Raw genomic sequence first — 23,915 nt, forward strand, 5'->3', positions numbered from 1 at the left:
CACAAATTTATCATTCGAACGTAGAAAAACGACTTTTATTCAGTTTTTAATTGATTTATCATTGATTTAATGTGTTTGGTTGCTCCAAACATGTCCGAATATACTGCCCTAACTCTTTGTTCGGCATCAATAAGATAGGTGATCCTCTTGGGAACTTTAACAATTGGCATTAGCGCATCGTACTGCTTGCAAACTTTCCCAGAGGTATCGGAAAGCAAGTCGAAACTTAACTGATGTTCTTCCTTGAATTTCTTGTGAGAGGCTACAGAGTCTCTACTTATTCCAAAAACTGTGATGTCGAAATCTTTAAAAACCTGATGGTTGTCTCTAAAACTGCAAGCTTCTGCCGTGCAACCTGGAGTGAAATCTTTAGGGTAGAAGTAAACGATACAAGGGAGGTTTTCTTCTAGTTTTACTGATTTTCCTTCCGAATTTTTTAATTCGAAAAGGGGTGCTTTTTGTCCTACTTTTAATGCCATTTGCTGAGCTTCATTTTATGAATAAGTGCATCTTTGCGCATGCTTTCCAAAGGAGTGCTTTATATGATGCTTGCTACGTTCATTTTTGCTGTAATGAATGTGCTGGTAAAATTCTTACCAAATATACCTGCTATAGAAATCATTCTTTTCAGGTCTATTGTTTCATTTTTTATGTCGGGTGTCACATTAAAGATGAAAGGAATTCCGCTCTTAGGGAAGAATAAAAAGATATTGCTTATTCGTGGCCTTGCTGGAGCATTGGCACTCATGATGTTTTTTACAACACTTCAAGAGATTCCTTTAGCCAGTGCGGTGACGCTAATGTTCTTAGGCCCGATTTTCACCACCCTTATCGGTATTTGGATTGTAGGGGAGAAGGTTCGACCTATTCAGTGGTTATTCTTCGCCATGTCATTTATTGGTATTGTGATGATTAAAGGGTTCGACCCAAGGATTTCGCCTTTTATGGCATTGCTTGGTGTGGGTGCTGCATTTTTCTCTGGGGTTGCCTATAACATGATTCGAAAACTAAAAACCTCTGAGCACCCGTTGGTAATTATTTTCTATTTCCCTTTAGTGACCTTACCCATTGTGGGAGTTTACTCCGCATTAAATTGGGTTCAGCCAGAAGGTATTGAATGGCTTATTTTAATAGGAGTTGGGGTACTTACTCAAATTGCCCAGTATTTCATGACTATTGCCTATCAGTCGGAAGAACTTTCTAAAGTTTCTAATATCAACTTCATAGGTATTCTTTATGCTTTAGGGTTCGGTTTCTTCCTTTTCGATGAGACTTTTAATGTGTTAACCTACCTTGGAATGGCTGCTGTTATGACGGGAGTAGTGCTAAATGTGATATTTAAAAATAAAAAGACCAATGAGACTGTTTCAAATTGATTCGTTTACTCAAGAGATTTTCAAAGGCAACCCGGCAGGTGTTTGTTTGGTAGAAGAAGCATTGAGCGAAGACACCATGCAAGCTTTGGCAACGGAGATGAACTTGGCCGAGACAGCTTTCATAGAGAAAAAAGGAGATAAATATGGCTTAAGATGGTTTACCCCGGCTAGGGAAGTCCCATTGTGCGGCCATGCTACTTTGGCCTCAGCTTTTGTGCTTTTTGAAGAAGGAATTCATGATGCTGACCAGCCAATAACTTTCGAAACCTTAAGTGGTGATTTAATTGTAAGAAAGCAGCATGATGGTACTCTTCTGATGGATTTTCCGAGAACGGACCCTTCTCCTTATAAAGGTTCAAGCCTAACTAAAGCTAAGGAGTTGTTCGGAGCTTCCGTTGTTGAAGTGTTAGAAGTGCCAAATGAGCTAATTGTCATTTTAGATTCGTCTGAGTCAGTGAGAAAGGCAAACCCATCTTCTGACATCATTGCAGAACTTGCTGTCAATGGCGTAATGGTGTCTGGTTGGGATGATTCAGGAGAGTATAATTTCGTTTCGCGATATTTTGCTCCGAATCTCGGTATTAAGGAAGACCCAGTGACTGGATTCATTCATACTATTCTTTCACCATATTGGTCGGGTAAGAAAAATCAAACTGAGTTTAGATGCTACCAAGCCTCGGCAAGGGGAGGAGAACTCTTTGTAACGGTAAAAGAAAACCGCACACTCATTAAAGGGCATGCGGTTAAGGTTTTTGAAACGGAGATTAATCTCTAATTTCTCTTTAGAACGAATGGTGTAAAAGCTGGAATAGTAATGCTTCTTCCGGCTTTTCTAATGCCAAATTCATTGACATTTTTTCCATCGAGCACTACCGTCCATGAGCCTTCTGGTAAGCTGATGGTCTTATTCAGGTTGCCTCCATTTAGGAGAACCAAAATATCACTCCAAGAGTCTCCGTTAGCGTTTTCTTTGATCTGATAGCCCAAGAAATTTTCACCTTCATAGTCTAAGAATTCTAGGTGTTCTTGAATTTGTTCGGTACTTGTCATTCTAAAGGCGGGATGGTTCTTTCTGAGTGCGATCAAACCTTTATAGTAGTTGAAAACGTCTTCATACTTTTCCTTTCTTGTCCAATCAATTTGATTGATGGAGTCTGGTGAGTTATAGGAGTTTTCTACTCCATCTTTGGTTCTAAGCATTTCCATGCCGGCATGTACGAACGATACTCCTTGAGAAGTAAGCACAATGGTTTCAGCTAGCTTATGCATTTTGATAAGTTCAGCTTCACTTGCCTCCGGGTTCGAAATGGTCAGTTTATCGAATAAAGTATGGTTGTCGTGGCAAGACACATAGCTTATGGTTTGGCTTGGTTCTGCAGCCCAAGGCGCATTTGAGTAATTCACGGAGTCGTAGTTCACTTGTGGATGTTGAGTAGAAGCTACTACTCCGAATTTGATACTTTCCTTTAGACCTTGTCGGTTGCTGGCAAAACCACCTTCTTCATGTTCAAAAACGCTTCCTTTTAAGCCATCTCTAAGATCATCGCTGAAGGCCGCTACATTCTGCATTTTGTAGGTGTTGGCTTTAAGGGCTTGTTGTTCCGAAGGAAGGGGAGAAGAGCCAGCTGTCCAGCCTTCACCATAAACAAAAATGCTCGGGTCAATGGCTCTAACTGCCGCACTTACCTCATTCATGGTTTGCATATCGTGTATTCCCATCAGGTCGAAACGGAAACCATCCAAGTGATACTCATTCACCCAATATTGAACAGACTCCACAATGTATTTGCGCATCATTTCTCTTTCTGACGCGGTTTCGTTGCCGCAGGCTGATGCATCTGAGAATCCGCCTTCTTCATTCTGGCGGTAATAATATCTTGGTACAAGCTGGTTGAAGTTAGAGTCTTCCGTTTGGCCAGTATGGTTGTACACCACATCAAGAATTACTCTGATTCCATTTTTGTGGAACTGCTGCACCATCTCCTTGAATTCCTTAATTCGAACTCTGCCATCGTATGGATTGCTCGAAAAACTACCCTCAGGCACATTGTAGTTTAGTGGGTCATAGCCCCAATTGTATTGAGGTTCGTCCAATCTAGTTTCATCAATCGATCTGTGGTCGAAAGTAGGTAATAGATGAACATGTGTTATTCCCAACTCTTTGATGTGGTCTATTCCGGTGGTTAATCCTTTCGGACTTCTTGTGCCTTCTTCTACTAAGCCCTTGTATTTTCCAGGCTGCGATGAACCCGAAGATGGGTGGATTGTCATGTCACGGATGTGCAGTTCATAAATAATGATGTCGGTATAGTTTTCAAGGGCTGGTCTTTGGGCATTTGCCCAACCTTCAGGGTCGGTTTTGTCCAAATCTACAATCATGCTTCTTTGCCCATTTACGCCAACAGCAACGGCATAGAGATCGGGCTTTTCTTGAAGCCACTCTCCATTTTGCATTACCTGATAAGTATAGTACTTATCTTGAAGGTCGCCAGAAGCTTTGAACGTCCAGGTTCCGGCATCGTCCCTTTTCATTTTGTAGGTGCTTTCCAAGTTGTCACCGTTTCCTGCAGAGTAAATATTGAGTTTTACTTCTTGAGCAGCGGGCGACCAAAGCCTAAAGGCTGTCTCTTTAGGAGTGTAAGTAAAGCCTAGGTCTGCACCCTTATAAACAGGGTAATCAGTTAAAGTCTCGTAGGTGGGTTGGCTCTCACAGGAAGTCATAATGATGATAAAACAGATGAGAATTGATAGCGTATTTTTCATTGATTTTGAGTTCATACTATGAAGTTTAGCTGTGCTGAATATTGTTTTTGTTCTCCTTGACCAGAAGCCAAAGCACGGCCGAAATACCTAAAGAAATGGCGCTGATAATGAATATCATGGATTTGTCTTCGGCAGTATCTATAAAACCACCAAGCCCTGATGCCACTAATTGTGGTAACACCACAGACAAATTGAACAAACCCATATACCAGCCCATTCGGCTTTGATCAACAGTTTCTGACATTATAGCAAAAGGTAAACTCACCACAGCAGCCCAGCCGATACCAACAACTGCCATCAGTATGAAAAGGGTTGCGGAGGAGTTTCCGAATAGAATGATGAGGAGATAGCCAATGGCCATAGTTGCTATACACAACATATGTGTTTTTACTCTCCCAATTTTTTTGGTAATAGGTTCTAGAACCAATGCAGGGAGTAAGAAACCAACCGTGTTCAGAATGGCAAATGAAACACCTGTTATAAATCCAACCTCATCGTTTTGAGCTTCTGTAAGCTGTTCCGTAGTTCCAAAGCCCATAATGTTCTCTTTAATAAAGGAGAAGGTGTAAATGAACATGGTTTGAACACCAATCCATGTAAAGGCATGCGCTACACAAACTTTCAAAAACTCTGGTAGGTTGGTTTTCTGTTTAGACTGATCTGTATCGATGATTTCATCTTCAGGCGTAAGGTTTTTGGGCTCTGTTATGAAGAGGGTAGGAATCACGGAGAAAAGAAAAACCAATATCGCTCCGAGATAGATCAAAGTGTAATTACTGATGAACGCTCCAATCAGGTAGGCTACTACCCCGAAGAAACCGGAGATGGTTTGCATCCATGTGTAGCCTTTGGTTCTAACAGCACCTTTGGGAGTTACATCCGCAATGACTGATCGGGTAGGGTTGAAGCTAATGTTTATGGCTAGATCTAAAGACAAGGCTACCGCTATGGCAACACCAATCACTTCTTCCAAACCTAAAGCCTCACTGATTACTCCAATATTTGGAAGCGCTAGTAGCATTATGGAGGCAATAATTCCACCAATTAGGATGAATGGCCTTCTTCTTCCGCCCCAGAACCAGACATTGTCACTGACCAAGCCTATAATTACTTGACCGAGAATTCCAGCTGCTGGGCCAGCGAGCCATACGTAGCCTATCTCTTCAAGGTTGAAGCCGAATTTGGTGTTGAGAATCCAGCTAAGGGCTGCAATTTGAACGGAAAGCGCGAATCCCATGGCTGTAGCCGGAAGGCTAAGCACCATAAAGAAGGGCTTGGTTAGGTTCTTCTGAAAGTTGAGCATGAAGCGAGTACATTATTGAAAAGGTAATATACTCGTTTGCTAGCTATTCAGGAATGCCAACGTTTGCACACTAGAGGCTATAAGGGAGGTAGCACCGTTTGAGCTGCCCAGTTCATAAAACTATAGGGTTGAGCTTTATATAAGCTTCCTAGTAAATCTTCTCTCTCTGAGCCATCCACTCCTCATTCGCGATGTAATCATCGTAAGTGCTGAGCTTGTCTAGGTAGCCTTTCGGTCCAATCTCCAAGATTCTGTTAGCAACCGTATGAGTGAACTCGTGGTCATGAGAAGTGAATAGAACTGTTCCTGGGAAATCTTTCAAGGCGTTGTTGAAGGCCTGAATAGATTCAAGGTCTAAGTGATTAGTTGGTTCGTCAATGATGAGCACGTTGCCTTGTGCAAGCATCATACGTGAAATCATACAACGTACTTTTTCACCTCCAGAAAGCACGTTTGCCTTTTTGAATACTTCCTCACCAGAGAAAAGCATTTTACCAAGGAAGCCTCTAATGAATACCTCGTCTTTTTCGCCTTCAGAGAACTGTCGAAGCCAATCGATTAGATTTTCGTCTGTATCGAAGTACTTAGAGTTGTCGTTTGGTAAATAAGCCGTGGTGATAGTCTGACCGAATTTGAACTCTCCAGTATCAGCTTTTTCTTCACCCATTAATATTTTAAAGAAGGCTGTAGTAGCCACACTGTCTTTGCTCAATACAGCAATTTTGTCACCTCGATTCACGAACAGGTCAAGACCACCGAAAAGCTTCTTCTCATCGTTCGACTTCGATAGGTTTTTGATCTCTAAAATCTGATCTCCTGCTTGTCTGGTTTGCTGGAAGATAATAGCCGGATACCTTCTGGTTGAAGGCTGAATATCATCTACGTTAATCTTATCCAATAGCTTTCTTCTACTGGTTGCCTGCTTAGATTTTGAAGCGTTAGCCGAGAATCTAGCAATGAATTCTTGAAGTTCTTTCTTCTTCTCTTCAGCCTTTTTGTTGGCTGCAGAACGCTGAGAAAGCGCCAATTGGCTCGACTGATACCAGAAGCTATAGTTACCAGTGTAAAGCTTCACTTGGCTAAAGTCGATATCGACAATGTTAGTACAAATGGTATCTAAGAAGTGACGGTCGTGAGATACAACAATCACAGTGTTTTTGAATTCAAGAAGGAAGTCTTCTAACCAGCTGATGGTATTCAGGTCAAGGTCGTTGGTAGGCTCATCGAGAATGAGTAGGTCAGGATTACCGAATAATGCCTGAGCTAAGAGAACTCTCACTTTCTGGCTACCATTCAGGTCTTTCATTAAGCTGTAGTGGAGGTCTTCAGAAATACCCAATCCGCTAAGAAGGGCAGCAGCATCAGACTCTGCATTCCAGCCATCCATTTCAGCGAACTGTGCCTCAAGCTCAGATGCCTTGATACCATCCTCTTCAGAGAAGTCTGGCTTCATGTAAATAGCATCTTTCTCTTTCATAATGCCCCAAAGCACGGTATGGCCCATCATTACAGTGTCAAGCACAGATACTTCATCGAACTCAAAGTGGTTCTGCTTAAGTACTGCCATTCGTTTGCCTGGCTCCATGGTTACAGAACCTGAGTTAGGGTCTATTTCACCAGAAAGGATTTTCAGGAAAGTAGATTTTCCAGCTCCGTTGGCACCAATAACGCCATAGCAGTTATTGCCTTGAAACTTAATATTTACTTCGTCAAACAGTACTCTTTTACCAAATGCAAGGGATACGTTCTGTGCTGCAATCATAGGGCTTGTATTTCAGGCCGCAAAGGTAAGAGTTTTATATGCCTTGAAAAAGGAAGCGAGGAATAGTTTTGGACTTATTTAGAGAAAGGTGCTTTTGGATTTGGAAATGCTTTACAATTTGAAAAACCAATTGATACTCAGCCAGTAACTGTGGCGAGTGGGGTCAGTTAAAATGGATCTGTTGCGGTAGTCTAGGCCTACTTCTAGCTTATGTGTTTGATCTAATGAGTAGCCTAAGAACGGTCCAAATCTGTACTCTAATAATGGCTTGCTACCATCTTGCCAACCCTGTAATAATTCATTATTCAGTTTTACGTAGAATTCCCCAGGATCTGCCTTATCTCCATCCAATGGCAGTTCTGCACTAACACGATATCGTAACCTAAAGGCAGTGCTTTCTTCAGGTTCAAAGGTTTGATCAGTTACTAATCGGTGCCCTAGGCTGAATGTTCTCAGTCTGCTGATAAAGGAAAACTGTTGTATGGTTCTGTGTATGGTTTCTCCTTCTTCCAAGCGAAACATGTAACCAAAGTTCACCTTTTCGGATAGCCCCACTTGCCTAGAGCCAATTAGCGTAAAGTCAGTGAGTAAATGCTGATGGTTGAATGGTGCATCACTTCCTACTTCGCCTCCCCAAAACTGCTCACGACTCTCAATTTTAAAATTGAGTGAATAGATTTCACCAAGATCTTTATTGAAGTTTATACCAGGAAGAGCTCCGGTCTGAAAAGTGTTTTGTGCTCTCAACCCACTGAAACAGAGCAGTCCCAGTAATACCAATGTGCTAAGTCTAGTATTCAAGGTGGGTGCTGTTTCTGTTGAGAATTTGATCTATTGATATATACTTACCTGTAGAACTAAAAGCAACTTCCCAGAGCTTCATAAGCCTAGATTTCTTGCCTTTTACTACCAACTCAAAAGCATGAGGAGAATCGGTTTTGGATACTTCTTCCTTTATCAAAGCTTGTAAAGAAGTCTGTTTATACTGAATCTGAACCTTCTTTATTCTGTGCCTTTTAAATTCAGCCTCAAGATACTTATCGATCGATTCTCTGGTAGGTTCTGGCACCTGATGTAAGTCTATTTCTATTTCGATATCTTCTAAAACACCTTCTTCTGAGAATTCTACACTATACCATCTTCTTTCATGTTTGAATTTGGCTTCAAATGAAATTGACTCTAGGCCAGTTTCTCTGTACCATTTCACTTTGTCTAAAGAGGTTTGTTCAATGTATTCTAGTGCCTTTTCGGGTACTTCAGGGCTTTTAATTCTAGACTCTCTTTCTACCTTTTGACCGAAAGCACTTGAAGAAAGTAAAAGTAAGACCGCAATGCATATAGCGGAGCCTATTTTAGGTGTTGAAATTCGCTGCATCTTAAATAAAAAAATCCGTGCATGAAGATATACACGGAAGCGCTATTAATTGTTTCGAGAAAAAGGAGCTTAACTCTCCTTCAGTAGACGAGACTTTACCCAATCGTTTGGAATCATATCTATGGTGAGGTTAATTCTGTCTTCACTGCTGTTGTTTATTACACTGTGCGGGTCGGTAAGTCGCATATACCAACACTCTCCAGGTTTCATAGGAACAGGTTCTCCGTTGAGGTAGAATTCAACACCGCTTTCGTTTAAAATGGGCACAGTGAGTCTAATCACAGATTTTGGAATCTCCACACCTAAAGTAGGGTCGCAATGTTCTTTTACTACATTGCCAGCTGCCAGCCTTAATATTCTGACTAGCGTAACGGTGGTGTGTTCCTTAAACGTGTTTACCACTTCCTTCAGGTAGGGAGATAATTTAAGGTCTGCCGTATCCATCCACTCTGTCCAAGAACCATCTGCAAAGTCTTCCGTAGGAGGTGGAACTGGCAAACTTGGGTCTACCATGTGGGCGGGTGATCTCAGCGGAATTACATTATAGTAAATGAAATTATTGAGGTTCATTTGTCTCACCTCGGCCAACATCTTTTCTACATCGAACTGAAAAGGAAGTTGTATTCTGTCTGCTGTGCTTATTGTGTTGTTCATCTCATTAAATTCTTCTCCAATTTAAGCTTCAATTGGCTTTTTCAAAAGTAGCCATGAAAAACATTGCCTTACCGTCTGTTGAGAATTCTTCTGGATAGCTATCGCCACTTAGGTTGTAGCATATAGTTAATTTGTCATTTTCAAGCTTGTATATAGCCTTAAATGTTTTGCCAGCGTTGGGGCCATCAGTGCCAAAAATGTCCAATTGCGTTTCATTGGCAGTTATGGTGCCTTTGTCTACACTCTCGGCTGTCATTGAATATTCTTCACCATTAATCACGAGAGTTTGATTGAGCGAGGCGGTTACAGGAAGTTTCATTCCTCCAATCTCTTGTGCAACCAATTCCCAAGTTCCATTGAGTTTTTCTACATGGTTTTGATTAGAACATCCAACTAAGAGTAGGAAAAATAGAAAGCCAGATAAAAGTCTCATAAGCCAAAAATTGAATGGTTAAAACTAATCAATTTTGGCAAAGAAGAGGTGAAGGTTAAACTTCCTTCACCTCTAAGTTGACCTGCTCAACCTTCTTCTTTTCGAGTTTTAGACCAAATAAAGGGCGCAACAAGCTAACTCTACGAATGACCAATTCATAAAGCGCAAAGCAGCCAATAAACGTGAATAATACTACCAACATAAATTGAAGCTCAACGGGCATTTCAAGAGGAAAAATCAACCAACAAGCACCATATAACATAAACATGTGTATGATGTATATCGGGTAGGCGGCCTGACTCAAATAGGTTAGGGTCTTACTTGGTTTGTTCAGGTACTTTAGGGCAAAAGCGAATGCACTAAAAATCCATAGGCAAGACTCAATCGACATTAAATAGCTAGGTGCAACCAAGTCGAATTCAATCAATCTAAAAATGTAGATGGCAGAGGCTAGTATAACAAACACCCATTTCCATTTTAAAAGCATTGACCAGAAGCCTTTTCCACTAAAAACAAATAGAAAGCCTAATAGAAAAGCTAACAGACCAATAAAGAAGCCATGCCAAGTTTCGGCATAAAGCTCAAAGGGATTAGGGTTTACTAGTACAGCTTCAGCTACCATAATAATTATAGCAACAGCCAAACCTAGCGGGTTAGAAAAGAGCTTTTTGATGCCCACTGCCAACTTGCCCTGATCGTTCTTCTTTAGGTGGTAAAAAAGAGGAGAAAGGATGAGTACATAGGTGAAGATATTTCCTAGAAACCAAAGGTGACCAGCAGATGGCATATACTGTGGAGCTTGTCCATAATAGTCCATTATTAATACCACATGCAATGGTGAAATGGCTAAAAAACCGAAGATGAATGGAATAAGTATGCGAACCGTTCTTTCCTTTAAAAGCCCCAGTATGTTTCTTTTTCTCATAGCGAAAAAGACTCCCATGCCTGATACGAAAAAGAGCAGTGGTATACGCCAAACATTAAGCATTGTCATAGGGATCCAGAGTGAGGGCATTGGTTCATCACTTTGAATAAAGCCGACCAGCAAACCCCATGGCTGAAAGGCAATTGCAATGTGATAGATTAGTAATAGGCCGATAGCAATTACGCGCATCCAGTCTATATCGTATCTTCTTTCTGTAACTAGCATAATGTTGATATTTTGAGTTTCTGACCTTGATTACTTAAGCATATCTACCACCTGAGGTCGGGTTTTTTCTATGCGCTCCATGTCTAGTTGTAAGCCCATTCCCTTAAGCTGCTGTGCCATCATGTTGTAAATGCCTTCTACTGCCTTAAAAGGTGCTTGAGTAGATTCTAGTGCTGTGGCGCCAAAGTTGTTTTTTACCGACTTATCTGCTCCAGCTTCTAAAAGCATTTCTAGAATTTCTGTTCTACAGAAGAAGGCGGCAGTGTGAACAGCGGTAGAACCATCGTTGTTTTGAATATTGAGTTTTGCATTATTTTCTATCAGTTCCTTAGCAATTTCATCTCTACCGAAAACAGTAGCTAAGATTAATGGAGTAGCACCTCCTATAGACTCCTTTTTGTTTAAGTCTGTATTGGCGGCAATATGTTGTTTTACAGCAGCCAAGTCACCTATTATAACGGCATCGTGTATCGGAGTTTTCGGAGCTTTTACCGTTGTTGCAGTAACTCCTTCAGCTTCTGACTCATTATTGTTCTGAGTTTGCGAACAGGCATTTAGAAAGAGGCTTAGTAGAAATACAATAGATACCGCTTTCAAGGTTTTGAGTGATTCAATTTTCATGATTTTATCGTTTTGAGTTTTTCTGTTTGTTTCGGTAGCTCAAAGGTCCTGAGAAATGGAAAGGCAGCGTTATCGACCCTGATGCGGATTATATAAAGTTTAAATCAACCCTGAGAATTATGGTGCATCAGTATAAATTATGATGCAAAAGTTGATTATATAGCCAATTGAGGCTGTTTGGAACATGTTGTTAGTTCGGCTTAAATTTTACTTTTTTGTATCAGCTTTAGCGCGAAACAATGCCAACTCATTCTCCTCATGATCAGATTTTTTTAGACAAGCTCAGAGCATTGGTTGAGCAGCATATGTCTAATGAGACTTTCGGTGTTTCTGAGTTGGCAACAGAGGCTGGTATGAGCCGTTCCAACTTATTGCGCAAGTTGAAGAAGCTAACAGGGCTGTCGGTCAGTCAATACATCAGAGAAGTGAGGTTACAAGAGGCCATGCGTTTATTGCAAGAAGGTTCTCTTAATGTAACTGAAGTTTCCGATCAAGTTGGTTTTAGCAGTACTTCTTATTTCGTTAAATGTTTCCGAGAACAATATGGGTATCCTCCAGGAGAAGTAGGGAAAAGATTGCACGTTCAAGAAGAGGTACAAACGCCCGAAAAGGTGGAAGTTTCAACTGAAGAATCAATTCCTTCTCAATCAAAATCGACAATTAAAACTCCTTTGCTAATAGTAGGAGGGATATTCGTTGTGCTATTATTAGCAGTAGTCTTGTTTAATACAAGGGCTGATGGCAACGATATTGTTTTGGAGAAGTCCATTGCTGTTTTGCCTTTTAAGAACGACAGTGCGGATTCTTCTAATGTGTATTTGGTAAATGGACTGATGGAATCAACTCTTAACAATCTTCAGAAAATTGGCGATTTGAGAGTGATAAGCCGTACTTCTGCCGAGAAGTATCGAAACTCAGCCAAATCTGGACCAGAAATAGCTGGAGAGCTTGGTGTGAGCTATTTTGTTGAAGGTAGTGGCCAGAAAGTTGGGGATAGAATTTTGCTCAATATTCAGCTAATTGAAGCGACTACGGATAAACACTTATGGGCAGCTCAATATGAACGAGACTCTAAAGATATTTTCAAGATTCAGCAAGAAATTGCTAGTAACATTGCTAGTGAGATAAGGGCTATTATTACTCCAGAAGAGCGCAGGCAAATCACCAAAATTCCAACCTCTAACCTAGTGGCCTATGATAATTACCTAAAAGGTAAAAACCTTTTAGTAATGGGAGATTTGGAGAAATTGAATTTGGCTAAACCTTACTTTGAAAAGGCGATAGAGTTAGACGAAAACTTCTCTAAGGCTTATGCAGCCTTAACTATTTGTTACTTCTACCTAGACCTTTTTCAGTCACAGAAAGTGCATGAACAAAACATCAAAGACAATGCAGATAAAGCCATGGAATTAGATGCTAATTCTCCGGAAAGTTTAATGGCTATCGCACTTTACTATCAATACATTGGTGATTATCCAGAACAGGTAAAATACTTAGAGAGAGCATTAGAGCTATCTCCTAATAACGTTGAAATCATCAACATGCTTTCCGATTTATATGCCAACTACATGCCTGACACCAATAAGTATTTGGAGTATGCATTAAGAGGTATTCAGTTAAATAATGAAGGGTACGACTCCTTGACTACAAGCTATTTGTACCTGCACCTAAGTAATGCATTAATTCAGACCGGTTTTGTAGATGAGGCGCTTTATTATGTGAACAGGTCATTAGATTACAGCCAGAATAACGGTTTTTCTAATTACGTAAAGGCTTTTGTTCAGTATGGACAAGATAAAAACGAGGCTTCACTAAGAAAGAGGCTTGTGGTAGAGTGGAAGAAGGATTCTTCCAGATTAGACATTCTGCAGGAAATTGGCAAAGTGAGTTTTTTCATGGGGGAGTTCGATTCTGCCTATTACTATTACAAAATATTCCTCGATATAAGGGAGGAGAATAACCTAGACATTTACCGGCATGAACATGGCAAAATTGGAGCTGTATTCGATAAACTAGGGATGAAAGAACAGGCAGATGAGTTCTATCAAGACTATTTTGAGTTCATCAAAACAGATCAGACTATTTACCAAGACCTGAACTACTACGCTTATTATGCCTACCGTGGTGAAACCGAAAAAGCTTTGGAATACTTAAGGCGCTTCTCTCAAAAAGAAAATTATCAATTTTGGCTCATTCTATTCGATGAAGATCCGCAAACAGATGCTTTAGACCGCACCCCCGAAGCTCAAAAGCTCTGGAAAATAATCAAGGACAAATTCTGGGCTAACCATAACGCACTTAGAGCAGATCTGGAAAAGAAAGGCCTGCTGTAGCCACTCTGTAACTTCAGGTCAATTCAACAAAGTGTAGAATTATTCCACACTCTGTGGTTTGGTTCTACACATGGTAATTTCAGTTATTATTTTTAACTAGCTGTTATTCAATGGTTTATGATTTTTATTGGTTCTGGCACAAGGTTTTCATTAATACTTGGCAAATAGATTAATCACTTAAAAATCAAAATCATGAAAAAGACAATTTTAAGCACCCTAATGATAGCCATGTTCGGATTCTCAACTGTAGCACTTGCTCAAAACGCACAGAATCCAGTAGTTCAGGAGCAACAACAAGAAAAGAAAACAGAAATTAAGTTGGAGCAATTGCCAGATGCAGTTAAAGCAGGTTGGGAAAAGAGCACCTACAAAGACGAAAATGTGGAGAAAGTTTTCAAAGTAGAGTCTCAGACTAACGAATTCATCGAGTTCATTGTAATGAGAGATTCAGATAAGTACGCTGTTCATTTCGATATGACCGGTAAGTTCTTGAGAGAGAAGAAGATTGATGCTCAGAAATAGGTGATGCTATTTGGTTGTTTAGAGCATCGCGTGTGACCCAGATGTGAGTAGTATAAGGTCGCCTTCCAAGGGCGGCCTTACTCATTTTAGGCTTTTGCTAATTACTTTTGAACACAAATAGGGCTTCTGCTCGTTAACCCTTAAACTTAGCCTAAATAGAATTACCCATGCAGCACACCATTCTTGTGGTAGATGATGACCCCTCATTCAATAAAATGCTCTCGTCATTTCTTATCAGAAATGATTTTAAGGTGAACTCAGTATTCAGTTCTGCCTCAGCTCTCGAGAGCCTTTCGCAAGAAACTCCAGATTTGGTACTTACAGACTTTAAGCTGCCCGACTTAAATGGGCTTGAGTTAATGGAAAAGGTGAAGGAGGTTTCACCAAAGTCGGCCATGATTCTCATGACTAACTATCAAGATATTAGAACAGCAGTAAAATCAATTCAACTGGGAGCTTTTGAGTTTGTGACTAAACCTGTCAATCCAGATGAACTTTTGCTAACTGTAAAAGCTGCTTTGAAACATAAGCAAGGAGTAAGTTCTGAAGCTGAGTCAAAGCAAAGAGAATCGAAACCTAAGCAGTCGGAGAGAAAACATATTGTTGGCAAAGGGGAGAAGTCTCTGCAAACATGGGAGCACATTCAACTGGTAGCGCCTACCAAAATGAGTGTATTGATTTTAGGCGAAAGCGGAACGGGTAAAGAATATGCTGCGCGAATGATCCACGAGAAGAGTAAGCGTGCCAATGAAGTATTCGCGACCATCGACTGTGGTTCGCTCTCTAAGGAACTGGCGGCCAGCGAGCTGTTTGGTCATGTAAAAGGAGCATTTACGGGCGCCCTTAGTGACAAAAAAGGACAGTTTGAAATTGCTAATGGAGGCACTCTCTTTCTAGACGAAGTAGGCAATCTTCCTTACGATGTTCAGGTGCAATTGCTGCGTGCATTGGAAGAGAGGAGTGTTCGAAAGGTGGGGAGCGAAAAGGAGATTAAAGTAGATGTTAGAGTAATTGCAGCTACCAATGAAAAGATGGCCGGTGCCATTGATTCACAGCACTTTCGCTTAGACTTATACCACCGATTGAATGAGTTTGAACTGCATCTTGAACCGTTGAGGAACAGGATGGAAGACTTAGATGAATACCTAGATTTTTTCCTCCACAGCTCTAATAATGAACTAGATTTAGAAGTGACAGGCTTTGCCGAAGAGGTAGTGTCGGTTTTTAAGGCTTACCATTGGCCAGGCAACTTACGCGAATTGCGCAATGTAGTAAGGAGAGCAACTCTGCTTTGCCAAAGGGGGCAGATTGGCTTAGGGCATATTCCAGAAACTTTAATAACTGAATCTAGAGCGCAGCAGCCCAATGCTGAACAGAACACTCCAGGCTATGACCTAAAGAATATCCAGGAACATCAAGAAAAGGAGACTATTCAGCGGGTTTTAGAAGAAGTTCGTTACAACAAGTCAAAAGCAGCCGAATTGCTCAATATAGACCGATCTACTTTGTATAATAAAATTTCCAAGTACCAGATTAAGGCCTAATACTCAATAGCTGTAGGTGAATAGATTTTAATTCTGGAAGAAGGCTGTTGGCCTCTTCTAACATGCGTTCTGGCTTACCAAGCTCATGATAGACTTCTATGCTTTTTAAACGCTCAACAACCTGATTAAGCTGTAGGCTGTCGTAAGTCTGTATCATCTTGTGAGCCATATCAGATAAAAGCGTTCTGTTTTTTTCTTCTAAATGCTCCTCAAATAGGTTCAGGTTCTGGGAATTATTGTCAATCAGGCTCCTCACCAAGTCATCTAAAAGGCTTTTGTCTTCACCAGCAAACTGCTTTATTCTTTCAAAATTAAAGACGTAGGGTTCTTGGTTATTAGACATTTGATCTTGTTCCTTTTCTGTTAGAAAATCTTGTAAAACGGCTCGTATGCCGCCCTCATTGAATGGTTTGGTAATAATAGCCTTAAAGCCGAGTTCATTGAATTGCTTGAGCTTTTCTGGCATAGCGTGAGCAGTTATGGCCACCACTGGTGTAGAAACCTGAGCAACTTGTAAGCGATTCAGCAGGTCTACACCACTAAATTCAGGCATGCTAATGTCAGTTAAAACTAAGTCTATACTGGTCCGATTTTTTAAGATGAAATCTAAAGCATCTGACGCACTTTCAAAGAGGCTTACTTTCTCTACTTGCGGAGAAATGACGGTCTGAAGAAGTGTTTTATTCCAGTAATCATCTTCTACTACTACCACATGGCCTTGGAAGGAGTTGTTTGCTGCCTGTTTTTCAGTGTTTTTAGCACTTGCCATATGGTTTTGATAATCCAAGTTTAGTCTAAGTTTGAACTCTGTGAACTCTCCAACTTTGCTGTCTACAGTAATTTTACCTCCCATAGCATCCGTCAACTTTTTAACAATAGCTAAGCCTAAACCAGTACCTCCAAATTCTCTGGTTACGGAAGAGTCTTCTTGCTCAAAAGCATTGAAAATGTGCTTGAATTTCGAAGGGTCTATACCCTTGCCAGTATCTCTTACTTTAATGGTTAGCTGATGTTGTCCTGCTCTTTCTTTAGTGTCTATGGTAAGGTGAATTCCTCCATCCTTGGTGAATTTAACCGCATTGCTCAATAAGTTGGTGAGGACTTGTTTTAGCCTGAATTCATCACCGATTAGGTCAACTTCTTGCAGTTTATTATCAAGCTCAAGCTTTAATTCTAGTCCTTTTTCGGCACATTGAAGAGCAAAAAGCGACTGAAGGTTTTCTACCAAATCGGGTACATAGAAGGGCGTGGGGTGAAGCTCAATATTGCTCGATTCTAGCTTTGAGAAATCTAGAATATCATTGATTAAACCAGTTAAATAGCGTGTGTTCTCGTCTAAGGCAACGGAATATTCCTTTTGCTGATTATTCAGAGAAGTTTGCTTTATCAGATTAGAAAAGCCCAAAATACTGTTCAATGGAGTTCTAATTTCATGGCTCATGTTGGCCAAGAATTCTTCCTTCATTTTAGCAAGCTGGTTGGCTTTGTTCTTTTCTTCTTCTAAGCGCTTACTTAAGTACCTAGATCGGGTCAGATCTCTCCCGATGGCGAACAGGAAAAAGCCTCCAACACAAATACCAATTAGGCCAAAGGCTAATACTATTTGAGTAGAGCTTCTTGTAACATCATAACTTTCTGCCCTTCTTCTGGCTCCATTTTTTCGCTCGTGCACTTGCAGCTGGCTAATAATTCGGTCAATTTCCTCACTCAGTTTTAAATCTTGCTGAAGAAGGTTTAGCTCTTTACTAGAAAGAAGCCTTCGCTTATTGTATTCTTGATTGGCCACCTCTTGCAAAACTTTTTTCACCTTCAAAAGCATGGTGTCAGGGTTGTAGTCAACCACCTGTAGGGTGTCAATTACAATTTCTGTGGTAGTCACGGTATCGTTAGAGATTCTGGTGATGGTGTCTACTCTAATGTTTTTTGCTCCGAATAGGCGTTTTACTCCTTCCCAGAGCCCAGGGGCTTTATATTCGGTTTCAACCACATCTTGTTTTAGAACGGGCTTAGTTTTTTCGGTGGTTTTAAGCTTCGTTAAAACCTGAGATTCGGTAAGAGCAGAATCTGCGGTGGTTTCTTCAATCTTTTCTAAAGCCTGAGAGCTGAATACCCGATATTGAGCAGCTCTTTTCTCTTTCAGGAAGTCATCTAAATAGGAGAGTTTTTGAAGGAAAAGACGCTCTAGTGACTTAACCCGCTGAACCTGAAGGCTATCTTCAGACATTTCTTGCTCTAGGTTGTCAATGTTACTTAGCACATTATTTATCTCATCTCTATAGTTCTGATAGATATTTGGGTCGTTAGTAAGTATGTACGATTGAATGTGCTTTTCGGCTTTTGTAATGCCCTGAATGGTATTTTGAATGAGTGCAGATTTATGATCAGGCTCTGTAAGGCTGTCGATAGAGTTATTGAGCTTCTTATAGCTCTGAAAACTCCAGAAAATAGCTGCACCCACCACAATTAGTATAATGATGAAAGTAAGCCAGATCTTTGAATTGCTTTTAGGTGAAAGCGCCATAAGTGGATAACGAAAAAATGATCGACATCTTTATAAGCGCAAAAAGCTAGTGAGTGTTTCAGCTGCCTAGCTTAACTTTTCATTTCTTCAAACTTAAATGAATGGCTTGCCATTATCTGCTGATTGAATCAGCCATTTCTGTATTTTTTTGACCTTTCGATTTGAAGATTTTAGCCAATATAAGTGGACACACAACGCTTGCTATTGATAAGATGTAAAGCAGCGTGTCTTTGGGTATAAAGTTCATTATAATCAAATAAACACCACAAATTGTAGTAAAGACTCTCAGCCATACTTTATTGAACGAATGGTGATTTAAGAATATATAGCCAACTCCAATTAAGCAAAACATGGCTGTGCTGATAAGGTCGTTAGTGGCTTGGCTAAAGTTCAGAAACCAATTGGCTATTTTACTAAAAAAAACTAGTGCCAGTAGTGAAAAGTAGAGGGTGTAGAGTGCGCTTTTCATAGTGTGTAGTTTTTACTATGAATATATGAATTCAACACTTTCTCTCAAATCTTTTACAAAAGTATAGGCTATTTAGAAGTGATTGATTCTTGTATCCACCCAAGGTGCGTATGTTTGAAATGGTCTGAAAATTTTAGTCCGTAACCGAATAATCTATCCAAACTAGAGTGACCAAATAGGATAATCCCCGCTAACTCTAGCCATTCTTGAGAAAAGAACCACCCTAAGCACAATACTGAAATGGCTACTGCCTTATGATGAAAGAAGTTGTAGGTAGCGGGTCCAATTTTAGTGTTCAGGGCATAGCCTAACATGCCTATATCTGGTGTAAGAATAAGGGCCAGATACCACCACCAGGCAAAATCTGTCTCGCTAAATAAGAAAATGGAGAGCCCAAGCATGGCAAGCTCCTCTAGTTTAATAAGGTTTTTCAATCCTATGGCTTTATTACATTCATTACCCGGTCAGGGTAGTTGGAGATTATACCATCTATGCCAACTGCTAGTAGCTCTTTCATTGTAGCCTCATCATCTACTGTATAGCGCCAAACTCTTATTCCTTCGGAATGAGCTTGGTCTATGAAATCTCTTGTGAGCTTAGTGCCACCACCTACACCAATGTACTTTGCATTTAACACCTTGGCATAATCTAAGGTAAACTCATCTGCAGTGCCTTTCAAGTAGAGATAGGAATGTCTTTGTCAAACTTTCTGATTTTAGCTAAAACTGGGTAATAAAAGGAAAAAACAATCACCTGATCGTTCATTCCTAGTTCTCTAATAGCTCGTATAACCTCTTCTTCGGCACCGTATGCTTTTATTTCCACACAAACCTTGATTTTATCTTTGGCCAGAGCTAACGCCTCCCTTAATGTTGGAATAGGTTCTTTCTTAAATTCAGTCCCAAACTTTTCAGAATAACCAACCTTTACTTTACTTTCCTTAATTCGGCATAGGTCATGTCTTTTACTTTGCCGGTTTTTCCATTGGAAGAGGTACGGTCTACTGAACTATCATGAATAACCATCACAGAATCGTCTTTGGTAATGTGTACATCCAGCTCAAAGAATTCAATTCCTTGATCAATGGCTTTTTGAAAAGCAGCTAAGGTGTTTTCCGGGGCTATGCCTGAAGAGCCTCTATGAGCAATTATTTTAGTTTGACCATTAGACACTTGAGCCAAAAGACAGAATGCGAGCGACAGTAATAGTTTTTTCATGAACTAAGTTTAAACAGCTCGAATTTAAACTATTAGTCACTTTTAGAAGTGGTAGTGCCATTAACTAAAAGTTAAGGCTTGCTACCTAGGCCTTCTCTCTTAACATCCACCAACCATTAGTTGCTGATTCTCCGTTTTATTTAAGGTAGCCACAGACTGATCTTGAGCAATAGCTATGCAACCCAAATTTGGATTATTGATTGTGCTAAGGTTGTGTAGTTTAGGCAGTTTACTAATGTCTAGCTGCTCTAGTTTGTTGGCCGAAATCCATAAAAACTCCAATTCCGAGTTATTGCTTAAATCAATTTGCTCCAATTGATTATCGCTAAGCACTAGAGTGCTGAGCTTACTGTTTTGAGAAAAGTCTACAGTTTGAAGTTGGTTGGTTTTAGCTAGCACTGAAGTCAGGTTCAGGCACTTAGATACATCAACTTGCTGCAATTCGTTTTCACTAATATTAAGCACTTCCAATGAAGGAAGATCTAAAGACAAGGTGCTTAAGAAGTTCCAAGAGAGGTTAAGGATTCTCAGTTGTGTGGCAGCATTGAGGCCTTCAACAGAAGTTAGGTCATTGAATAACAAGTTGAGGTTTACCAAGTTGGTGTTTTTAGACACGTCTATTGTGGTAAGCATATTGTTTGTTACTACCAATGAAGTGAGATTGGTAAAAGCCTCTATTCCTGTAAGGTCCGTTATGGCAGTACCCTCGTTGTAATTAGTTAAGTTCAACGATGTAACAGACAGCGCATCCGAAATGCTCAACTGCTGATTTATGGTTTGGTCACTATCTATTCCAAGGTCAATAAGTTTTCGTTCGAATTTTGCGTCAGGAATGTTGACTGTTTCGGGTGTGCTGTCATCATTGTTTTTACAGCCGAAGGTTAGTGTAATGGCACAAATAGCTAGTATCGAGTGCTTTGAGAAAAATGGTAATTTCATGTTTTGAACGTTGTTTTGAGTTTTGACAAAATAAAGATGCAGTGCATCTGATAAAGGTTGGCAAAGCAAATAGATAATTCGGTAGGGATGGTGTGTTAATCTTGCTAGAAACTAAAACCATAGTTTTATTGACTGATTTGCAAAACGAATCTTTTGTTGAATCTTTGAATAATTAAATCATTTGTGGTGTTGAATTTTTCAGTTCAACCCAAAGTTTAACCGATGGAAAATACGCTTCAATTGCGTCAGGTAAATGTTACCAGATACATTCTTCCGCTTCGCGAAGGTGGTTCATTGCCAGCCCTAGCCGATGCTGACGATGGCTTTAAATACGTGCTCAAGTTTAGAGGTGCAGGCCAGCGAGAAAAGGCTTTGATCTCCGAGCTTTTGGGTGGGGAGATTGCCCGAATACTTGGCTTGAAGGTTCCGGAATTGGTTTTCGCTGAGTTAGATCCGGCTTTTGGTAGATCGGAAGGCGATGAAGAAATTCAAGATTTGCTTAAAGGAAGCCAAGGTTTGAATTTGGCACTCCATTTTCTTTCTGGCTCCATTAATTACGATGCATTGGCTATGGAAGTAGACACTTTGTTGGCTTCCAAAATAGTCTGGCTAGATATGCTGATTACCAATGTAGACCGCACATTTCGAAATACCAATATGCTGATGTGGAATAGGGAACTTTGGCTGATCGATCATGGGGCGGCATTCCTTTTTCATCATTCGTGGACTAATTGGGAGAAGAACGCCACAGGCAAATTCCCCATCATAGCCAACCATGTTTTGCTTAAGCAGGCGTCTCAACTTTCCGAAGCAAACGAGCAGCTAAAGGCACTGCTTAAACCAGAGCAGATAGATGCATTGGTAGCGCTTATTCCCGATGAGTGGCTGCTTGCTGCTTGCGATGAGGAGCGTGCTTCTGACGCAAGGGCAGTTTATGCCAACTTCCTCAAATTAAGACTATCACATTCAGATCAATTCACTAAAGAAGCCCAAGATGCCAGGACAGCACTTATATGAGTATGCCATCATCCGGGTGGTGCCTCGGGTGGAGCGAGAAGAGTTTATCAATGCAGGGGTCATTCTCTGTGATGCCAAGAGTGGTTTTATTGGTGCCAAAATTCAGCTTAATGAGCAGAAGCTTTTGGCATTAGACCCTGAAGCTGATGTAGAAATGATCAGGCTGAACTTACAGTCTTTTGAGAAGATTTGTTCGGGAAAAGCTCAAGGAGGTCAGATTGCCGATATGGATTTGGCTTCACGCTTCCGTTGGCTTACCGCTGTGCGAAGCTCTATTATTCAGACCAGCAGGCCGCACACTGGTTTCAGCTCAGACTTGGCCAAAACGCTTGAAAAGCTTTTTGAGGAGAATGTATTGTAATCTGCGCCTAGGTAGAGTTAGTTATAAAATTTTCTCAAAGCTGAATTTTTAGATTTATCTTGTTGTTGACCCTTTTCAAACCCTTAAAAAGTGGAGCAGGAGCATTTACAACTAAGAAGACACATTGAAGAAATCTCTAAACTAACCGAAGAGGAATGGGAGTTTATAGCATCTCATTTTCATCTTAGAAGGTTAAAAAAACATCATTTCTTGGTTCAGGAAGGCCAAAAGGTAGACCATGAGTTTTGGATAGTAAAAGGCTTGGTGAAGTCTTACGCCATAGACGCCAAAGGCAAGGAACATATTATGCAATTTGGTATGGAAAACTACTGGGTAAGCGACTATCCTGCTTTTCAGTTTAAGCGAGAAGCCACCATGAATGTAGACTGCCTTGAAGACTCTGTTTTCTTTTCGCTTTCTTTTAACGACAGAGAAACCATTTGCCATCAAGTGCCAGCCATGGCCAACTTTTTTCGAACCAAATCGAACCTTGGATATATCAACCTGCAGCAGCGTATTATGTCGCTATTGACTCAGACTGCTGAAGAGCGGTATGAAGAGATTCTACAGAAAATGCCTCATTTAATTCAGCGGGTTCCTAAACGTTTGTTGGCTTCTTTTTTGGGCGTAAGCAGAGAAACACTCAGTCGACTTTAGTTCCTTTTTTGATGTGATGTATATCACTTTTTGCTAGTGATTTGTCACACCTCATTCTTGTGATTTAGCTCCTCGCACAGGGCTCATAATTCATGGACTTTTGTATCAGAAACAAAAACGAAAAACCATGAATAAATTAAAATTACTTATTGCACTCCTTTTTACATCTACCATTATGATGGCTCAAAAAGGAAAAGATGTGAACGTACTGATGGTGCTTTCTAGTCATGAAGCACTTGGCAACACTGGCAAAACCACAGGTTTCTATTTAAGTGAAGCCACTCATGCTTATGAAGTGTTCGAAAAGGCGGGCTACAAAATTGACTTTGTGAGTCCTGAAGGTGGTAAAGCTCCAGTAGATGGATTCGACCTAGAAGACGAAGTGAATAAAAAGTACTGGGAAGATAAAACCTTCCAAAGATCTATTAATAATACCAAAACGCCAGCTGAGATAGCGTCTAAAAAGTACGATGTCATTTATTATGCGGGAGGGCATGGTACCATGTGGGACTTCCCGAACAATGAAGCCTTAGCTAAAAAAGCGGCTGAAATTTACGAGTTAAATGGAATTATTGGTGCTGTTTGTCACGGCCCATCAGGTTTGGTAAATATCAAACTTTCCAATGGTCAATATTTGGTAGAAGGTAAGCAAGTGAGCGCTTTCACCAACCAAGAAGAGATTGCCGTTGAGTTAGAAGATGTAGTGCCTTTCTCCTTAGAAAACATACTTTTAGAAAGAGGCGCTACCATTGTGAAGGGAGCAGATTGGGCTAAAAAAGTAAGTGTTGACAGTAGATTAGTGACTGGTCAAAACCCTGCTTCAGCGCATAAAGTAGCCACTGAAATTGTTGCATTGATCAACGCTAAATAAGCATGGATTCTTCTGCAACAATGACGG

26 protein-coding genes are annotated in these 23,915 nt (G+C 40.4%); 9 read left to right on the plus strand and 17 right to left on the minus strand.

What is annotated here, in order from left to right; all coding sequences use genetic code 11:
* Nucleotides 1-35: 35 nt before the first annotated feature.
* Nucleotides 36-479, minus strand: coding sequence for a peroxiredoxin (locus tag T7867_RS13080; RefSeq protein WP_068223694.1), 444 nt, complete (start codon nt 477-479; stop codon nt 36-38).
* 39 nt (nt 480-518) lie between these two features.
* Between T7867_RS13080 and T7867_RS13085 the strand changes: the two genes are divergently transcribed.
* Both T7867_RS13085 and T7867_RS13090 read left to right on the plus strand, forming a co-directional pair.
* A complete protein-coding gene (locus T7867_RS13085) occupies nt 519-1,376 on the plus strand; it encodes a DMT family transporter (RefSeq protein ID WP_322299416.1) in 858 nt (285 codons plus the stop codon).
* The gene (locus T7867_RS13090; RefSeq protein ID WP_322299417.1) at nt 1,357-2,151 is read left to right on the plus strand and encodes a PhzF family phenazine biosynthesis protein; all 795 of its coding nucleotides are present in this window, start codon (nt 1,357-1,359) and stop codon (nt 2,149-2,151) included. The genes T7867_RS13085 and T7867_RS13090 overlap by 20 nt, the downstream gene beginning before the upstream one ends.
* Here T7867_RS13090 and pulA read toward each other — a convergent pair.
* The 9 genes from pulA to T7867_RS13135 all read right to left on the minus strand — a co-directional run bounded on the left by pulA (nt 2,148) and on the right by T7867_RS13135 (nt 11,437).
* Nucleotides 2,148-4,139 carry a type I pullulanase gene (gene pulA / locus T7867_RS13095; protein WP_068224258.1) on the minus strand — a complete coding sequence of 664 codons (1,992 nt, stop codon included), beginning with the start codon at nt 4,137-4,139 and terminating at the stop codon, nt 2,148-2,150. The two genes, T7867_RS13090 and pulA, sit on opposite strands and share 4 nt — an antisense overlap.
* 25 nt (nt 4,140-4,164) lie before the next feature.
* Nucleotides 4,165-5,442, minus strand: a complete 1,278-nt coding sequence (locus T7867_RS13100; protein ID WP_068223685.1) for an MFS transporter — start codon at nt 5,440-5,442, stop codon at nt 4,165-4,167.
* Between the two features lie 148 nt (nt 5,443-5,590).
* The gene (locus T7867_RS13105; RefSeq protein WP_068223682.1) at nt 5,591-7,204 is read right to left on the minus strand and encodes an ABC-F family ATP-binding cassette domain-containing protein; all 1,614 of its coding nucleotides are present in this window, start codon (nt 7,202-7,204) and stop codon (nt 5,591-5,593) included.
* Between the two features lie 111 nt (nt 7,205-7,315).
* A complete protein-coding gene (locus tag T7867_RS13110) occupies nt 7,316-8,005 on the minus strand; it encodes a DUF2490 domain-containing protein (RefSeq protein ID WP_068223679.1) in 690 nt (229 codons plus the stop codon).
* Nucleotides 7,995-8,579: a hypothetical protein gene (locus T7867_RS13115; protein WP_068223676.1), complete on the minus strand. Its 585-nt coding sequence runs from the start codon at nt 8,577-8,579 to the stop codon at nt 7,995-7,997. Before T7867_RS13115 ends, T7867_RS13110 begins: the two co-directional genes overlap by 11 nt.
* Before the next feature lie 69 nt (nt 8,580-8,648).
* Nucleotides 8,649-9,233, minus strand: coding sequence for an aspartyl/asparaginyl beta-hydroxylase domain-containing protein (locus T7867_RS13120; RefSeq protein ID WP_322299418.1), 585 nt, complete (start codon nt 9,231-9,233; stop codon nt 8,649-8,651).
* Between the two features lie 28 nt (nt 9,234-9,261).
* A complete protein-coding gene (locus T7867_RS13125) occupies nt 9,262-9,666 on the minus strand; it encodes a TIGR03067 domain-containing protein (protein WP_322299419.1) in 405 nt (134 codons plus the stop codon).
* 55 nt (nt 9,667-9,721) lie between these two features.
* Nucleotides 9,722-10,816 carry an acyltransferase family protein gene (locus T7867_RS13130; RefSeq protein WP_322299420.1) on the minus strand — a complete coding sequence of 365 codons (1,095 nt, stop codon included), beginning with the start codon at nt 10,814-10,816 and terminating at the stop codon, nt 9,722-9,724.
* A gap of 30 nt (nt 10,817-10,846) precedes the next feature.
* Nucleotides 10,847-11,437 (minus strand): ankyrin repeat domain-containing protein, encoded by a 591-nt coding sequence (locus tag T7867_RS13135; RefSeq protein ID WP_322299421.1) that lies wholly within the window; start codon nt 11,435-11,437, stop codon nt 10,847-10,849.
* Nucleotides 11,438-11,676: 239 nt separating this feature from the next.
* Here T7867_RS13135 and T7867_RS13140 point away from each other — a divergent pair, with 239 nt between their 5' ends.
* The 3 genes from T7867_RS13140 (at nt 11,677) to T7867_RS13150 (ending at nt 15,836) form a co-directional block, all read left to right on the plus strand.
* Nucleotides 11,677-13,770: a helix-turn-helix domain-containing protein gene (locus tag T7867_RS13140; protein WP_322299422.1), complete on the plus strand. Its 2,094-nt coding sequence runs from the start codon at nt 11,677-11,679 to the stop codon at nt 13,768-13,770.
* Nucleotides 13,771-13,962: 192 nt separating this feature from the next.
* Nucleotides 13,963-14,292: a hypothetical protein gene (locus T7867_RS13145; protein ID WP_068223662.1), complete on the plus strand. Its 330-nt coding sequence runs from the start codon at nt 13,963-13,965 to the stop codon at nt 14,290-14,292.
* 167 nt (nt 14,293-14,459) lie between these two features.
* Entirely contained in the window at nt 14,460-15,836 is a 1,377-nt protein-coding gene (locus T7867_RS13150; protein ID WP_068223653.1) for a sigma-54-dependent transcriptional regulator, read from the plus strand.
* On the opposite strand, the gene T7867_RS13155 is transcribed toward T7867_RS13150, so the two are convergent.
* From T7867_RS13155 to T7867_RS13185, 7 genes are all read right to left on the minus strand, one after another.
* On the minus strand, nt 15,826-18,357 hold the full coding sequence (locus tag T7867_RS13155) for an ATP-binding protein (RefSeq protein ID WP_068223650.1): 2,532 nt from the start codon (nt 18,355-18,357) through the stop codon (nt 15,826-15,828). The two genes, T7867_RS13150 and T7867_RS13155, sit on opposite strands and share 11 nt — an antisense overlap.
* 112 nt (nt 18,358-18,469) lie before the next feature.
* Nucleotides 18,470-18,826 (minus strand): hypothetical protein, encoded by a 357-nt coding sequence (locus tag T7867_RS13160; RefSeq protein WP_068223647.1) that lies wholly within the window; start codon nt 18,824-18,826, stop codon nt 18,470-18,472.
* Nucleotides 18,827-18,894: 68 nt separating this feature from the next.
* On the minus strand, nt 18,895-19,260 hold the full coding sequence (locus T7867_RS13165; RefSeq protein WP_068223644.1) for a DUF4260 domain-containing protein: 366 nt from the start codon (nt 19,258-19,260) through the stop codon (nt 18,895-18,897).
* A gap of 2 nt (nt 19,261-19,262) precedes the next feature.
* A complete protein-coding gene (locus T7867_RS13170; protein ID WP_068223641.1) occupies nt 19,263-19,505 on the minus strand; it encodes a glycerophosphodiester phosphodiesterase in 243 nt (80 codons plus the stop codon).
* Complete coding sequence (locus T7867_RS13175; protein ID WP_157717693.1) at nt 19,502-19,651, minus strand: PI-PLC domain-containing protein; 150 nt, start codon at nt 19,649-19,651, stop codon at nt 19,502-19,504. Before T7867_RS13175 ends, T7867_RS13170 begins: the two co-directional genes overlap by 4 nt.
* A gap of 101 nt (nt 19,652-19,752) precedes the next feature.
* Nucleotides 19,753-20,043, minus strand: a complete 291-nt coding sequence (locus T7867_RS13180) for a glycerophosphodiester phosphodiesterase (RefSeq protein WP_068223638.1) — start codon at nt 20,041-20,043, stop codon at nt 19,753-19,755.
* Nucleotides 20,044-20,142: 99 nt separating this feature from the next.
* Entirely contained in the window at nt 20,143-20,982 is an 840-nt protein-coding gene (locus T7867_RS13185) for a leucine-rich repeat domain-containing protein (protein ID WP_068223635.1), read from the minus strand.
* 222 nt (nt 20,983-21,204) lie between these two features.
* On the opposite strand from T7867_RS13185, the gene T7867_RS13190 reads away from it, so the two are divergent.
* The 4 genes from T7867_RS13190 (at nt 21,205) to T7867_RS13205 (ending at nt 23,888) form a co-directional block, all read left to right on the plus strand.
* Complete coding sequence (locus T7867_RS13190; RefSeq protein ID WP_068223632.1) at nt 21,205-21,999, plus strand: HipA family kinase; 795 nt, start codon at nt 21,205-21,207, stop codon at nt 21,997-21,999.
* Nucleotides 21,977-22,360: a DUF3037 domain-containing protein gene (locus T7867_RS13195; RefSeq protein WP_068223629.1), complete on the plus strand. Its 384-nt coding sequence runs from the start codon at nt 21,977-21,979 to the stop codon at nt 22,358-22,360. The genes T7867_RS13190 and T7867_RS13195 overlap by 23 nt, the downstream gene beginning before the upstream one ends.
* 90 nt (nt 22,361-22,450) lie before the next feature.
* Entirely contained in the window at nt 22,451-23,017 is a 567-nt protein-coding gene (locus T7867_RS13200; protein WP_068223624.1) for a Crp/Fnr family transcriptional regulator, read from the plus strand.
* A gap of 127 nt (nt 23,018-23,144) precedes the next feature.
* A complete protein-coding gene (locus T7867_RS13205) occupies nt 23,145-23,888 on the plus strand; it encodes a type 1 glutamine amidotransferase domain-containing protein (RefSeq protein ID WP_084375726.1) in 744 nt (247 codons plus the stop codon).
* Nucleotides 23,889-23,915: the final 27 nt, after the last annotated feature.

Origin of the sequence: Roseivirga spongicola (assembly GCF_034376045.1) — a bacterium.
Taxonomy (GTDB): domain Bacteria; phylum Bacteroidota; class Bacteroidia; order Cytophagales; family Cyclobacteriaceae; genus Roseivirga; species Roseivirga spongicola.

Bases quoted from the DNA above. Each gene is read 5' to 3' on its own strand.
- T7867_RS13205 (WP_084375726.1), top strand. From the start codon at position 23,145: ATGAATAAATTAAAATTACTTATTGCACTCCTTTTTACATCTACCATT.
- T7867_RS13080 (WP_068223694.1), bottom strand. From the start codon at position 479: ATGGCATTAAAAGTAGGACAAAAAGCACCCCTTTTCGAATTAAAAAAT.
- T7867_RS13130 (WP_322299420.1), bottom strand. From the start codon at position 10,816: ATGCTAGTTACAGAAAGAAGATACGATATAGACTGGATGCGCGTAATT.
- T7867_RS13155 (WP_068223650.1), bottom strand. From the start codon at position 18,357: ATGGCGCTTTCACCTAAAAGCAATTCAAAGATCTGGCTTACTTTCATC.
- pulA (WP_068224258.1), bottom strand. From the start codon at position 4,139: ATGAAAAATACGCTATCAATTCTCATCTGTTTTATCATCATTATGACT.
- T7867_RS13125 (WP_322299419.1), bottom strand. From the start codon at position 9,666: ATGAGACTTTTATCTGGCTTTCTATTTTTCCTACTCTTAGTTGGATGT.
- T7867_RS13160 (WP_068223647.1), bottom strand. From the start codon at position 18,826: ATGAAAAGCGCACTCTACACCCTCTACTTTTCACTACTGGCACTAGTT.
- T7867_RS13190 (WP_068223632.1), top strand. From the start codon at position 21,205: ATGGAAAATACGCTTCAATTGCGTCAGGTAAATGTTACCAGATACATT.
- T7867_RS13090 (WP_322299417.1), top strand. From the start codon at position 1,357: ATGAGACTGTTTCAAATTGATTCGTTTACTCAAGAGATTTTCAAAGGC.
- T7867_RS13135 (WP_322299421.1), bottom strand. From the start codon at position 11,437: ATGAAAATTGAATCACTCAAAACCTTGAAAGCGGTATCTATTGTATTT.
- T7867_RS13180 (WP_068223638.1), bottom strand. From the start codon at position 20,043: ATGAAAAAACTATTACTGTCGCTCGCATTCTGTCTTTTGGCTCAAGTG.
- T7867_RS13120 (WP_322299418.1), bottom strand. From the start codon at position 9,233: ATGAACAACACAATAAGCACAGCAGACAGAATACAACTTCCTTTTCAG.
- T7867_RS13140 (WP_322299422.1), top strand. From the start codon at position 11,677: ATGCCAACTCATTCTCCTCATGATCAGATTTTTTTAGACAAGCTCAGA.
- T7867_RS13195 (WP_068223629.1), top strand. From the start codon at position 21,977: ATGCCAGGACAGCACTTATATGAGTATGCCATCATCCGGGTGGTGCCT.
- T7867_RS13145 (WP_068223662.1), top strand. From the start codon at position 13,963: ATGAAAAAGACAATTTTAAGCACCCTAATGATAGCCATGTTCGGATTC.
- T7867_RS13115 (WP_068223676.1), bottom strand. From the start codon at position 8,579: ATGCAGCGAATTTCAACACCTAAAATAGGCTCCGCTATATGCATTGCG.
- T7867_RS13150 (WP_068223653.1), top strand. From the start codon at position 14,460: ATGCAGCACACCATTCTTGTGGTAGATGATGACCCCTCATTCAATAAA.
- T7867_RS13085 (WP_322299416.1), top strand. From the start codon at position 519: ATGCTTTCCAAAGGAGTGCTTTATATGATGCTTGCTACGTTCATTTTT.
- T7867_RS13105 (WP_068223682.1), bottom strand. From the start codon at position 7,204: ATGATTGCAGCACAGAACGTATCCCTTGCATTTGGTAAAAGAGTACTG.
- T7867_RS13100 (WP_068223685.1), bottom strand. From the start codon at position 5,442: ATGCTCAACTTTCAGAAGAACCTAACCAAGCCCTTCTTTATGGTGCTT.
- T7867_RS13185 (WP_068223635.1), bottom strand. From the start codon at position 20,982: ATGAAATTACCATTTTTCTCAAAGCACTCGATACTAGCTATTTGTGCC.